Source organism: Alteromonas sp. ABH2_165 (assembly GCF_056159945.1).
In genome coordinates this window covers 163,277-176,859 of the sequence record NZ_JBSWWF010000006.1, presented here as the reverse complement: position 1 = coordinate 176,859, position 13,583 = coordinate 163,277, and the positions used below count along the sequence as shown (strand labels likewise).

Below are 13,583 nucleotides of genomic sequence, written 5' to 3'. Positions count from 1 at the left end.
TTCATACAAAGTACGGATGATCATATTTAAGGTGAGCGTTCGTTTCATAAAATCGAACGTTTTGTCTGGTATTTAGCAATTACCCAAAAGCGTGAAAAACCGTATTGTATAGTGAACAGAAACTCAGAAAGGATTTTAATAAATGAAAGTTGTAGCTTTTGGTGCCAGTACTCACAAAACCTCTATTAACAAAGCATTAGCGACTTATGTTGCCGGCCTAATCGACGGTGCAGAAGTAAAGGTACTCGATATCAACGATTACGAGCTGCCGCTTTATACACAGGACCGCGAAGAAGAACTGGGCAGCCCTGAGCAGGCTAAACAGTTTCTTGCAGATATCGCCTCCGCCGATGCGCTGGTTATTTCTTTTGCCGAACACAACGGCCATTATCCAGCGGCTTTTAAGAGCTTATTCGATTGGGCCAGCCGTACAAATCGCGAAGTATACGCGCACAAACCAGCTGTTTACCTGTCAACATCACCAGGCCCAGGTGGCGCGAAATCAGTGCTTGGCGCAGCAGTGGCCTCTGCAGAATTCTTTGCCGGTAACGTAAAAGCCAGCGTATCTGTGCCTAACTTCTACGATGTATTCGACGTAGAAGCCGGTAAAGTAACCGATGACACAGTGAATGCAGAATTGAAAGAAGCCGTTGCTAAGCTATCCGCTTAATCAACACGTTCTTATTATTTCATTTAAGAGGCAGCTTAGGCTGCCTTTTTTGTTTCCGTCCCTTTTGTTGAACAATTCCCCATCTCCATCGGTATAAATCCCAACCACAATTCAGCGACTTGCTGTGCTAAGGTGGTGAAGTGCCTGAGCAGTAAACGGTATTTTGCGAACTTATCCGTAGATAATAAAAAGGGGAAAAGGATGACCTGGCTCGACTACCTCATTGTAGGACTCTATTTACTTGGCTTGCTCTGGCTGGGGTTACGATTCCGTCATCAGGAAAGCGGGCAGGAATACTTTCTCGGTGGACGTTCTCTGGCCTGGCCCACACTCACGCTTTCAGTAATGGCGACCCAACTTTCGGCCATCAGTTTTATCTCAGCCCCGGCATTTGTCGGCCTTCGTGAAGGTGGCGGGCTAATTTGGTTAAGTTACGAGCTTGCCCTGCCCCTTGCCGTTATCGTTATGCTGTGGCGCTTACTCCCGACCTTACACAATGCCGGTGTGGTGAGTGTATACGATTATCTCGAACAGCGGTTTTCCCGCTCCACTCGTCTGCTCATCAGTTTCGTGTTCCAGATAAGTCGCTCCTTTGCCACCGCCATTATGATTTATGCCATTAGCCTTATTCTGCAAGGCACCATGGGGCTGAACCAACTTCATGCCATTTTAATCATTGGAGTTATTACGCTGATTTATTCTGCCATGGGCGGCATGAAAGCGGTGGTTTACGGCGATGCGATTCAGATGGTGTTGATTGTTGCCGGTGCAGGATTATGTCTGTGGGCTGGTCTGGACGCCGCCGGTGGCTGGCAGCAAGTCATGGACATCATTCCTTCTGAACGTTTACAGGCTGCGAACACAGAAACCGCGGGCCTTGATGGCAGCGACTTTGGTTTGCTGCCGATGATTTTTGGCGGACTGGTGCTTTACGCTTCCTACTATGGCTGCGACCAGTCTGAGGCGCAACGTTCGCTGTCCAGTCACAGTATCAGCGATTTGAAAAAGATGCTGCTCACTGTCGCTTTCCTGCGTTTCCCCATCACCGTGCTGTATTGCGCTGCGGGGTTAGTGATTGGCGCAGTGGTGCTGACTACCCCGGAGTTACAAGCGCAGATCCCCGCTGACGAGCCCGACTGGATGATGCCGATCTTTATCGTTAATTATTTGCCTGCGGGCATTGTCGGCATTCTTGTGGTGGCGATTCTGGCGGCGGCAATGTCTTCGCTGAGTTCCGCTATTAATAGCCTCGCCGCGGTGACCACGGAAGACATCTGCCGCATCACTGGTGCAAAACCTGACGATGAAAGCTACCTGAAACAGGCACGCATCGCAGGTACGGTGTGGGGGTTAATCACACTGGTGCTTTCGCTATACGCAGGCAACATTGCGCCTACGGTGATTGAAGCCATCAACAAAATTGGTTCGGTGTTTTACGGCCCAGTTTTAGCCACCTTCCTTGCAGGCATTCACAGCCGCAAGATATCTCCGGTTGCGATGAATATTGGGCTATTAGCCGGTGTGGGTACCAATGTCTTTTTATGGCTCAGCGACAGCACTCTTTTCTGGTTCTGGTGGAACCTCATTGGCTTTGTCGTTACGCTGGTTGTGGCATGGTTATCGAGTTTTATTTTACCAAACGACAGTGCCCACAAACTGACGTCTGTTAGAGGAATCAGCTATCAGGCAGCAGCGGTTTTAGTCGCATGGTCAGGTATTCTTACATTAACAGTGATTTACCTGCCGGACTGGTTAAGCTAATCTGCCAACATCTAAACTGAAAAGGAATGGAAGATGGATCCAGAATTCTGGTTAATGAAGTGGCATAACAATGAAACCGGTTTTCATGAACAGGAAGCCAATCCTAACCTGACCAAAAATATTCATCGATTATCGCTGGCACCAGGCAGCCGAATTTTTGTGCCGCTTTGTGGTAAAACGCTGGATATTCCGTGGCTGATCAAACAGGGCTACTACGTGGTGGCAGCCGAACTCAGTACCATTGCCATTGCGCAATTGTGTCAGCAACTGGATATTATTCCTGACAGCACAAAAATGGGTGACATCACACGCTACGACGGCCCGGGTTTTACATTGTTCGGCGGCGATATTTTCCATATTACTCCCGACATGCTGGGCAACATCGATGCAGTTTATGACCGTGCAGCACTGGTAGCCCTGCCGTTTGAAATGCGGGTACGCTACGCCAAACACCTGCGCGACCTCACAGGCACTGCCCCACAGCTGTTGATCACTTTCGATTATGATCAGCAAAAAATGGACGGCCCTCCCTTTGCAGTAATTGCCAATGAAGTGGAACAACACTACATCGACCATTACAGCATTACCTTGCTACACGGCAGCGAAATCAATCTGAAAGGCAAAGCAGATGCCCAAGAAAACGTGTGGCTGCTAAAGGCTGGCGCTTAGAAGCTTGCGGAGTTCGGATTCAAAACACGGCGTGAACCCATCCCTGGGGCCTCGACTGCTGCTTCCCTGCGGCAGACGGTTTTGAATCCAAACTCCTCACAGCTTTCGCGCCAGCCTCACATACATCTCATAAAATTTGACCAGCAGCGTGTTCCGAATTTTAAATGCGTAAGGCTTCCACAGCACCGGCCTTAAGCTACTCCAAATCCCCTTTGCGGTAGGGAATGGCGGCGTCTTCTTCGGCCAGTCTTTTGGCTCGGGTTTCTGGTGAGCCGGTATTGCGAGCAAAGGTGGCGTAAGCCGTTGGTACGATGTACAACGTCATGAATGCCGATACGATTACCCCAGCAAAAATCACCATACCAATGACCATACGACTTTCAGAGCCCGGGCCACTGGCAAGAACCAGCGGCAGCGAGCTGAATACCGTGGTGAAACCAGTCATCACGATAGGCCGCAATCGCTGGGCGGCGGCGCGACGTAGCGCTTCTTCAAATTCCACACCGGCATCCCGCAGTTGATTGGCAAACTCGACAATCAGAATCCCGTTTTTCGCCGCAAGACCAATGAGCATCACCAGTCCAATCTGGCTGTAAATATTGAGTGTCATACCGCTCAGATACAAACCAATAAAAGCCCCCACCAGCGCCAGTGGCACCGTGAGCATGATCACAAAAGGATGCACCCAGCTTTCAAACTGCGCAGCGAGGATTAAATACGTTACCGCCAGTGCCAGGATAAACACAAAGATAAAAGAACTTCCCTGCTCGTGGTAAAGCTGGGATTCCCCTTTGTAGTCCACAGAAGCAGCATCGGGTAATTCGGTACGTACAATGTTTTCCAAATAAGCCAAGGCTTCGCCGAGCGTGTAGCCTTCCGCTAAATTAGCTTCAATGGTTATAGCACGCATGCGGTTGTAGCGGTTAAGCACCGCCGAGGTTGCCTGCTCATCTACAGTTAGCAGGTTGTCCATGGGAATGAGCTGACCGGTGCGCTGGGAACGCACATACAAATTGTCGATACTGTTGGGACTACGGTAGTCTTCCTCAATGCCTTCCATGATAACGTAATACTCTTCACCACGGTCCAGGTAGGTCGAGACACGTCGCTGCCCCAGCATAACTTCTAGTGTACGTCCGATATCAGAAATAGAAACGCCGAGGTCGGCCGCCCTGTCACGGTCGATATTCACCTGCAACTGCGGGGAGGTATCTTTGTAGTCAGAATCTACGCGTACTAAGCCAGGGTTTTCACGGGCTTTATCCAGAATAATATCCCGCCAGCTCACTAAGTTTTCGTAGGTATCGCCCTGAAGAACAAATTGCACAGGCTGTCCGGCTCGTCCGGCGATGCCACTACGCATCATGCCGAAGGTTCGCACGTCGGGAATGGCATCCAGCTTTTTGGTCACTTCGTTCATCAGCTCAAAAGAGGTGAAATCACGCTGATCCCAGGGTACTACGCCAACCACTGCAAGGCCTGCGTTAGTACCGAAGCCTGGCGCTCTTACCAGCAGTCGATCAAAAGTGCCTTCCTCTCGATAGGGCATGAGAATTTCTTCGATTTTGCGTAAGTTAGCCGCATTACTTTCGAAGGATGCCCCTTCCTGACTCTTCATCAAAATGTAAAATGTGCCGCGATCTTCTTTGGGCGTAAACTCGCTGGGAATTTTGCCGAACAACTGCCAGATAAGCGTTAACGTTATGACAAAAAGTAAGGCCATCAGCCAGGGCTGGTGAATAGTTTTTCCCAAACTACGATGATAAAGCCCTTCAATTGACTGAAAACGTTTGTCCAGCCAGTTACCAAAGCCACTATTACGGGTTTGTTTTTTGAGTAACTTCGAGGCCATCATGGGCGACAGCGACAGAGCGGTAAAACTGGAAAAGGCCACTGCAGCGGCCATAGCCAGTGCGAACTCGGTAAATAACCGCCCGATATTTCCCTCTAGAAATACCAGAGGCACAAATACCGAGATCAGCACCAGCGTGGTCGCGATTACCGCAAAACCTACCTCTTTGGTACCGCGATAAGCTGCCAGTAATGGCGTTTCCCCCATTTCGATGCGACGGTGAATGTTTTCCAGCACCACAATGGCATCGTCCACCACTAATCCAATACCCAGCACCATGGCCAGTAACGTTAAAAGATTGATAGAGAAGCCGAGCAGGTACATCACGATGAATGCCCCAATCATAGACACAGGTACAGTAACTGCGGGTATGAGCGTGGCGCGCACGTTGCCAAGGAAAAGGTAGATCACCAAAACCACCAGCAGCATGGCGATGATAAGGGTGTTGTACACTTCGTTGATAGATTCTTCGATGAATACGGAAGAATCGTAGCTGGGCACAATAAAGATATTGTCCGGCAATGTTTCTTCTATTTTAGCGATTTGCTCTTTGGCTGAACGCACCACGTCCAGGGTGTTGGCTTTAGACTGTTTAATGATCCCCAGGCCAATCATGTTTACCCCATCACCACGAAACTCACTCTCGTCGTCTTCCGGGGCAAGTTCCACTCGGGCTATCTCGCCTAAACGTACCAGGTAGCCTTCCGAACCTACCGCTACGGTGAGCTGGGCAAAGTCATCGGGTGTCAGATAAGAACGGGCTACACGGACTTCGAAATCGCGATCATTAGACTCAACTTCACCGGCAGGGAGCTCTACGTTTTCCGAACGAATAACGTCTTCAACATCAGTTACTGTAATGCCACGGGCTGCCATAGCATTGCGATCGAGAAAGACTTTCATTGCATAAGTACGCTGCCCACCCAAACGCACCCGCGCCACGCCTTCTGCAATGGACAGACGGTCAACCAGAAAACGCTCGGCGTAGTCTGTCAGTTCCATGGTGTCGAGGTTGGTACTGCGCAGGTTAAACCACACTACCACATCTTCATCGGAGTTGGCTTTAGCGACTTCTGGCGGGTCGGCTTGTTCTGGCAGATTATTCAGCGCCCGGCTAACCCCTTCGCGCACATCGTTAGCAGCAGCATCGATGTCGCGGGTAAGCTGAAATTCAATGGTAATTTGTGAACGGCCGTTTCGGCTGCTTGAGGTGATATTTTTAATGCCTTCAATACCGCTAATGCGATCTTCCAGCAATTGGGTGATACGGGTTTCGACAATATTAGCTGAGGCGCCATCGTAGTTCGTCGTGATCGAAACGATGGGCGGGTCGATATCCGGGTATTCCCGTAGCGACAACATGGAAATAGCCACAATCCCGAAGATTACCACCAGCAGGTTGATTACTGTGGCAAAAACCGGACGCTTAACGGAGGTATCTGATAACCACATGGTTATTCTCCTTCAGCGTTCAGCGGGTCCAGAACTCTTACCTTGGAATTCTGCTGTACTCGCAATGTGCCCTCGGTCACGATGCGCTCGCCCTCACTGAGACCGTCAACAATTTGCACAATGCCTGGTTTACGCTCACCAATAATCACTTCTCGCTGATGCACCATGTCATCGTCGACTACGAAAACAAACTGCTTATCTTGAATAGGAACCAGGGCTTTTTCCGGAATCACCAGGGTTTCCAGCACCTGCTTTTCCAGCGTAATTTGCAGCAGCATACCGGGGCGAAGTCGCGCCGGATCGTTTTTGATGAGACCACGCACCAAAACTGAACGGGAGACGGGATCGATACGGGAATCGATGGTTGAAATTTCACCTTCAAAGGTTTCACCGGGATACGCCACCGAGCGGGCGAAAACCCGCTGTCCGGGTGACAGGCTGGCCAGTTGTCCTTCTGCAACACTGAAGTCCACTTTGATTACGCTGATATCGTCGAGCGTAGTGATAATTTCGCCAGGCTGCACCAACGAACCCACACTGACATTACGAATACCCAGCACGCCAGAAAAAGGCGCGCGGATTTCCAGCTCAGAAAGTTGCGCTTTGGCTACATCAAGCTGAGCGGTCAGGGCTTTTACTCTGGCTTGTTGTTCATCGAGAATTTGTTGCGATGCGGCACGGGTTTTCGCCAGGTTGACTACCCGCTCAAACTGACGCTGCGCTTCGTCGATGTTCGCTTCTAGCTCAACGACCCGGGCAAGTTCTTCTTCGTTGCTAAGCTGCACCAGCAACTGGTTCGCATTAACGTGATCGCCATCGTCAAATTTCACCTCGCGCACACGGTCTGTTTGCTGCGCAGTAATGGTGACCGACTCATTCGCATTAGCGGTGCCCAAGGCTTCAATGGTAACCGGGAACGTTTGCAACACCACAGACTCAGCTCTCACCGGGGTAGCAAAACCACTACTTGCTGTTGTTTTTTCTTCTTCAGGTAAACTGACATAAATAAGGAAGCCACCCAGCGCGACAACCCCCAACAAAAGCGGGGACAATATAGATTTCATGGACATCTCTGATTCCTTCAACATTTCCCGGTCGATAATCGTCGTGCTTTCAGGTGGTTAACCTGTATTACATTTCATTCCATAGACCGAAATTTTAAAACAAGTCCGGTTCGGACCTGTGATTATTATTGTTATACTGCCGCCACTGATACGTAGTCAGTGATCTTGTATAAGAGCCTGAGACTCTTTTTAAATTTTTATTTGAATAACATTTATTTTACCTAGTTGTATGTTTTTTAGGTTTCGCTTATCAGCCATATTGTTACTTTTGCCGCTTTTCGGATGCACTGACCTGCCCGCGCCTCCGGCATGCCGCACCATCGAAAGTACGCCCCAGCAACATGACACCCTGGCTTGCTTAATAAAAGCTGATACCGACACGCTACTCTGGCAAAATGCCAGTGGTTTACTCGAACTGCCCGTGACCCATACGGCTGAAACAGAGGCGGAACAATGCACGTTGCATCGTGAAGTCTTTGCCCAAACCGGTATTAATGTTGAAGTTGGTAAGTTATTACTTACAACAAAGGACAACATGGGCATCTATGCGTGCAGCCAGCATGCTGGACTAGAAGGTATCGGCCAGCCCTTTGCTGCACCAGCCTGGGCGAACGACAATTTGAGTTGGGTGAAGCGGGACGCCTACCAACTGACAATCCGGGATATGCAAAACCCGGATCATCTTATCCCCTTGCGTGATAGCCTTTCAGTGCTGTTCCGCCAAAGCCAGACCGATAAAGAATGAGTTAGATGAAGTCGGGATTGTTGGTCTTTCCTTCCTCTGCTACTTTAAATCAATACAAATGAAAAGGAGTGACTCCGTGTTTGAACTCGAACATTTCAGTTTGAAAGACAAGGTGTCGCCAGAAGAATGGCAAACTCGGGTGGACCTCGCAGCCTGTTACCGTTTGGTGGCGGACATGCGTTGGGGCGACTTAATTTACACCCATATTTCAGCCAAAGTGCCTGGAACCAACCATTATCTGGTTAACGCGTTCGGCCTGACCTTCGACGAAGTACGGGCTTCAAATCTGGTGAAGGTTGACCTGGACGGCAATATTCTCGATGGCTCGCCTTACCAAATAAACCCAGCCGGTTTTACGATTCATAGCGCAATTCATGAAGTGCGCGAAGACGCAAAGTGCGTCATACACCTTCATACCAAAGCCACCATTGGCGTTGCATCGCTCAAAGGCGGACTCAAGCCATGGAGCCAGTACTCGCTGTTTTCGCTGCCCTCACTGAGCTACCATAGTTATGAAGGTCTGGCGGTAGACGACAACGAACGTAAACAGCTACAAGAAGATTTGGGCGACACGAATCACATGTTATTGCCCAATCACGGCGGTCTGACAGTTGGCCCCACCGTGGGCGATGCATTTATGCGCTTCTACGATTTGGAGCGTGCTTGCGATATTCAGATGTCGTTGATGCAAGCCGGTGAAGAAGTCATCGACATACCAGAGCCTATCGTACAAGGCATTTACGAGCAGGCCAAAATCGTCCACTCCGGTGAAACCGGTGGACAAAAAGCCTGGCCAGCCATGCTGCGCCGCGCATATAAATTAGACCCGACATTCTGCGAATAAACGCCGACGCAGCTGGGGTAAGGGGTTGGTATTCATAACCGTCTGCCGCAGGGAAGCGGCAGCCGAGGCCCCATGGATGAGTTTACGCCGTGTTATGAATGCCAACTCCGTCCCCCGCGAAAGGCGGCGCTTAAACGACAAAATCAGATTCAGGACATAAAATGAAAATTACCAAAGTTGAAATTTTTGATATCGAGTGCCCCGAGCGTCCGCCTTGGAACCCGGTATTTGTGCGTATTTATACTGACGAAGGCATTACCGGTTTAGGTGAAGCCGGTTTGGCTTACGACTGGGGTCATTCTGCTGCAGCGCACATGATTAAAGAAATCGCCGAAGCCATGCTAATCGGTTGGAACCCGTTTAACACCGAAGGTCTGTGGTCGAAAATGCTGCGTGAGAGCTTCTGGGGTCTCGGTGGCGGTCCGGTGATTTACGCCGCTATGAGTGCCGTGGATACCGCACTATGGGACATCAAAGGTAAGGCCCTTGGTCTGCCCGTGTATCAACTACTGGGTGGCAAAACTAACGGCAAATTGCGCTCTTACGCCAGTCAGTTGCAGTTCGACTGGGACACTACCATTACAAAATTGATCCAACCTGAAGAATACGGTCGTGCTGCCGAGAAAGCCATGGCGGAAGGTTACACCGCTGTGAAGGTTGATCCCATCGTTTATGACATCAATGGTGACACCCACTTCGACCGCACGAAGATTATCTCTCGCGCGGAAATGAAGCTGTTCCGCGCTCGTCTGCAAGCTATTCGTGATGCCATGGGCGACGAAGGTGACATCATCTTTGAATGCCACAGTTTGCCGGGCGCCACCACCGCTATTCAACTGGGTGAGCTGGTAGAAGAATTTGGCTGCATGTATTACGAAGAGCCAGTGAATTACCTGAACTCCAAACTGCACGACAAGGTTGCCCGTAATGTGAAAGCGCCAATTGCCGGTGGTGAGCGTTTGTATAATCGCTGGGGAATTCGTCCATATCTGGAAGATCAGTCTCTCGACGTACTGCAGCCAGATATTGGTCTGTGTGGGGGCTTCACCGAAGCGAAGAAAGTGTGTGACTACGCCGACATCTACGATGTGCGCATTCAGGCCCACGTGTGTGGTGGCCCGGTTGCTACTGCAGCCAGCCTGCATCTGGAAACCGCGATCCCGAACTTCCTGATCCACGAACATCACACTTACGCAACCAAATCCTGGAACCGCGAGCTGTGTATTCAAGATCCACAACCGGTTAACGGCTTTATCGAAGCGCCCGATACGCCAGGAATTGGTATCGAGTTGAATGATGAGGTGGTTTATCGTTCACCGAACATGTCGGTAACGGCATTGAAATAATACTTTAACCGCAGACAAAAAAAGGTGGCAAATGCCACCTTTTTTATTAGCCGTAAACTTTCGCATATTCACGCCACTTCGTAGCACTGTATGCAACCTGCTTTTTGAACTCAGCCAGCTCAGCATCGTTTCTTGGTGGTACATTAACAGGCGTGCTTGTCAGCACAATTTCCATAATGGCTGGCCCACGGAATCCGCCATTTCGCAAGGCATCATGATAACTGTGAAAATCCAGCCTTCCCTTGCCAATGCCTGCCCGGTTCGAATCCGAGATATGGAACATGGCCGTTCGTGAGGCATACTTCTTCAGCACAGCCTTAGGATCGATTTCATGAATATTCAGATGGAAGCTGTCCGGCAGGTATTGTAAATAGCCTGGATCATCCAACATGCTCAGTAATTTTTCAAAATCCTTCGTTGAGTGAACTAAGGGGATCTCATACAAATTACAGGGCTCAAACATAAGTGGAACATGCTTTTCTTTTGCGTAGGCTATCGATTTATTACATAGCTCGGCCAGGCGCTGCCACTTTTGCTCATCCGTTTTCTGCGCAATGGTCCATCGTGTCAGGCCATGAATGGCGGTAGGCGTTCCAAGTTCAGCTGCGTAATCAATAGCACGATTAAATAATGCCATGGCATTTTCGACAGTCGCCTCTTGTTCAGAAGGTGGCTCTGTATCGAACGGGTCGGCACAGACTATCGTTAACCCATGTTTATCTGCGGTCGCTTTCAGTTCACTCACCGGTACGTCATAGGGCTGGCCGTTAAACTGTATTGCATTTAGCCCGCATTCACTTGCGGCTTTCATCATTGCTTCATGGTCATCGATACCAAATGTCCAACTGCAGGCACCCACAAGTAGGTCATCCGTAGATGCATTAGTAGGCGCTGAAGTAGTAGTTTCACTAAAAGTTTTACCGGAAACGACTGCGGTAGCTGCAGTAAGCGTGGAGAGTTTGGTGAAATCTCGTCTGGAAAGCATAGGTCCTCGCTGGCGATAAGCGTCATGCGATTGAATTACATAACAAATGAAACGGAATACAGTTTGTTACCTCTTAATCAGAATTTTGGTTCTCCAGAGAAGATTAAATATTAGTCACTGCGAATTTTTAGCAATTGATAGAAGGTGAGCTCATAGTTTGAAAAAACGCGATAACAAATCCGTTAAAAGACTGTTGTTACGGACAATTGCCACCCATTCTGATTTATTCCAACATAGATATGTATCAGGTCTGGTGCCTATGCATTCGTTAATTTTGAATAATTACTCCAACGCCAGTTGGCTGGGTAAGTCACTAGTTGAATCTGCCTCAATAACCGTACGGAGTCCCTAAATGAAAACCAATGGAATTAAGAACGCACATTGGCTGATTTATGCTGGCGCGGCGGGCTCAGTATTGGCGCTTTGCTAGATTTTGTTCTCGGCGTGTTTCCACTGTTTATGGGCATATTGATGGTGGCAGCAGAATTGTCAGTGTATATCTGGCTAAAAAACAAATTTGGCAAAGATATCGAAGAGTAGCCCGCTTGCGGGCTTACTCACTGATGACTAAATCCATACCAGTGTCTGGCGTTAAGATATGTCAGTCGTTCCAACTCGCTATTCTCTACCAGGCCAGACATGAGATCCCAGAATTCGGAATACGAGTAACGCCAGTTGCTCAGAGGAAAGTTACTGGCCAGCATCACCCGTTCGTTGCCGAACAGACTGATAAGGTCTTTGATAACAAGCCCGGCACTTTCCGGCCGCCAATAACGGTTTGTCATTTCCCAACCCGATGCTTTTACCGCCACGTTCGGGCAGGATGCCAACGCCATCATGCTGGCTTTCCAGGAGCTGTAATTTAGTTCTGCTGCGGGAGGAAAGCCGCCGTGATTCACAATAACCGGCAATGAAGGGAACCGATGACAAACTTCAATTAATGCAGCCATGCCGGCAGTGTCTTCACCATAAAGCTGCGCATCGAAACGCAGCCCGGCCTCAGACAGCATTGCCAGCGCATCCCGTGCGTTGTCATTTTGCAAAATCTTAAACGCACTGTCATCGAGAATGTGACGCACTCCCACCACGGACTGACGCTGAATAATGGCATGCATAACGGCTTCAAAGTCCGCGCTGAGTAAATCACACCCAGCTACCGCACGCATTGGAATGGTGGAATTAGCCTCCAGCCAGTCTATTTCCCGCCAGGGCCTCTGGTTATCAAATCCGGCCTCAATGTGCACATAACCAGCTAACTCAAGATCACCAAACAGCCGTAAATCTCTTTCGGTATAGGATTGAGCTATTTCAGCTTTATCGGACCAATACGGCGGATTCTCAGGCTTCAACCAGTGATAGTCACCATGGTCCAGGGCGAAGAAATGTAAGTGCGGGTCGATAAATTTCATTATTGTGCCGTGTAGCCACCGTCGATGCTGTGCAGACTGCCGGTAATAAACTTTGCGTCATCACTAGCAAGAAAATACGTAAACGCCGCCACTTCGTCTGGTTGCCCTAGTCGCCCGAGGGGTTGTGCGGCCTCTTCCTCGGCGTGCACCTGCGCTTTATCTGCGCCGCTAGCTGCCACATATTTGTCGATGGCATTGTGATACAGCGGGGTTTCAATGGTACCTGGACACACGGCATTAACGCGAATGTTAAAGGAGGCATAATCTAGCGCGGTGGTTTTCGCCATAGAAGCCAGTGCGGCTTTACTCATATTATAGGCGAAGGAATTGCGCTTGCCGATAATTGCCTGATCAGATGCCATAATGATGATGGCTCCGGATTTTACTTGTTTCATAGCGGGTAACACAGCCCGCACGGCGTGATAGGCACCCTTCACATTCAGCGAAAACACCCGATCGAAATCTTCTGGTGAGGTATCTTCGATGGTGGCGGAAAAATGCATACCTGCATTGCTAACCAACGCATCTATTCGACCAAATCGATTGAGGGTTTCAGTGATACAGTCAGACACAGCGCTTTCACTGGTGACATCGCAATTCATCCACTGCGCCTGCTTCACCGGCTTATCAAAATCGCGAATGTCCAGATTCACTACCTGATAGCCATTCTTGGCGAACTTCTCCACCACGGCTAAGCCAATGCCAAGACTACCACCGGTAACCACACAAACGGGCGTTGATTGAGACATGCTAATTCCTGTAAAACGATTTTGTATCAATACGCTT

Annotated in this window: 12 protein-coding genes; 7 read left to right on the top strand and 5 right to left on the bottom strand. The window is 49.5% G+C overall.

All coding sequences use genetic code 11. From position 1 onward, the window contains the following. Nucleotides 1–142: 142 nt before the first annotated feature. The 3 genes from ACXAFQ_RS13155 to tmpT all read left to right on the top strand — a co-directional run bounded on the left by ACXAFQ_RS13155 (nt 143) and on the right by tmpT (nt 3,100). Nucleotides 143–670, top strand: coding sequence for an NADPH-dependent FMN reductase (locus ACXAFQ_RS13155; protein ID WP_474822976.1), 528 nt, complete (start codon nt 143–145; stop codon nt 668–670). 201 nt (nt 671–871) lie between these two features. After that, nucleotides 872–2,431 (top strand): sodium:solute symporter family transporter, encoded by a 1,560-nt coding sequence (locus ACXAFQ_RS13150; RefSeq protein ID WP_474822974.1) that lies wholly within the window; start codon nt 872–874, stop codon nt 2,429–2,431. Between the two features lie 33 nt (nt 2,432–2,464). Next, complete coding sequence (tmpT, locus tag ACXAFQ_RS13145) at nt 2,465–3,100, top strand: thiopurine S-methyltransferase (RefSeq protein ID WP_474822970.1); 636 nt, start codon at nt 2,465–2,467, stop codon at nt 3,098–3,100. 196 nt (nt 3,101–3,296) lie between these two features. Here tmpT and ACXAFQ_RS13140 read toward each other — a convergent pair whose 3' ends face one another. Together ACXAFQ_RS13140 and ACXAFQ_RS13135 are read right to left on the bottom strand one after the other, a co-directional pair. Continuing rightward, nucleotides 3,297–6,404: an efflux RND transporter permease subunit gene (locus ACXAFQ_RS13140; RefSeq protein WP_474822968.1), complete on the bottom strand. Its 3,108-nt coding sequence runs from the start codon at nt 6,402–6,404 to the stop codon at nt 3,297–3,299. A 2-nt stretch (nt 6,405–6,406) separates the two neighbouring features. Then, on the bottom strand, nt 6,407–7,474 hold the full coding sequence (locus tag ACXAFQ_RS13135; protein WP_474822964.1) for an efflux RND transporter periplasmic adaptor subunit: 1,068 nt from the start codon (nt 7,472–7,474) through the stop codon (nt 6,407–6,409). A 262-nt stretch (nt 7,475–7,736) separates the two neighbouring features. Between ACXAFQ_RS13135 and ACXAFQ_RS13130 the strand changes: the two genes are divergently transcribed. The 3 genes from ACXAFQ_RS13130 (at nt 7,737) to ACXAFQ_RS13120 (ending at nt 10,403) form a co-directional block, all read left to right on the top strand. Further along, nucleotides 7,737–8,213 (top strand): NUDIX hydrolase, encoded by a 477-nt coding sequence (locus tag ACXAFQ_RS13130; protein ID WP_474822960.1) that lies wholly within the window; start codon nt 7,737–7,739, stop codon nt 8,211–8,213. Between the two features lie 58 nt (nt 8,214–8,271). After that, nucleotides 8,272–9,057, top strand: coding sequence for a class II aldolase/adducin family protein (locus tag ACXAFQ_RS13125; protein WP_474822958.1), 786 nt, complete (start codon nt 8,272–8,274; stop codon nt 9,055–9,057). A 161-nt stretch (nt 9,058–9,218) separates the two neighbouring features. Beyond that, nucleotides 9,219–10,403 (top strand): mandelate racemase/muconate lactonizing enzyme family protein, encoded by a 1,185-nt coding sequence (locus ACXAFQ_RS13120; protein WP_070123815.1) that lies wholly within the window; start codon nt 9,219–9,221, stop codon nt 10,401–10,403. A 46-nt stretch (nt 10,404–10,449) separates the two neighbouring features. Here ACXAFQ_RS13120 and ACXAFQ_RS13115 read toward each other — a convergent pair whose 3' ends face one another. Continuing rightward, nucleotides 10,450–11,388 carry a sugar phosphate isomerase/epimerase family protein gene (locus tag ACXAFQ_RS13115; RefSeq protein WP_474822953.1) on the bottom strand — a complete coding sequence of 313 codons (939 nt, stop codon included), beginning with the start codon at nt 11,386–11,388 and terminating at the stop codon, nt 10,450–10,452. Nucleotides 11,389–11,769: 381 nt separating this feature from the next. Between ACXAFQ_RS13115 and ACXAFQ_RS13110 the strand changes: the two genes are divergently transcribed. Continuing rightward, nucleotides 11,770–11,928 carry a hypothetical protein gene (locus ACXAFQ_RS13110; protein ID WP_474822948.1) on the top strand — a complete coding sequence of 53 codons (159 nt, stop codon included), beginning with the start codon at nt 11,770–11,772 and terminating at the stop codon, nt 11,926–11,928. A 17-nt stretch (nt 11,929–11,945) separates the two neighbouring features. On the opposite strand, the gene ACXAFQ_RS13105 is transcribed toward ACXAFQ_RS13110, so the two are convergent. Next, nucleotides 11,946–12,797: an amidohydrolase family protein gene (locus tag ACXAFQ_RS13105; RefSeq protein WP_474822944.1), complete on the bottom strand. Its 852-nt coding sequence runs from the start codon at nt 12,795–12,797 to the stop codon at nt 11,946–11,948. Beyond that, complete coding sequence (locus ACXAFQ_RS13100; RefSeq protein ID WP_474822939.1) at nt 12,797–13,546, bottom strand: SDR family NAD(P)-dependent oxidoreductase; 750 nt, start codon at nt 13,544–13,546, stop codon at nt 12,797–12,799. The genes ACXAFQ_RS13105 and ACXAFQ_RS13100 overlap by 1 nt, the downstream gene beginning before the upstream one ends. Nucleotides 13,547–13,583 lie beyond the last annotated feature (37 nt).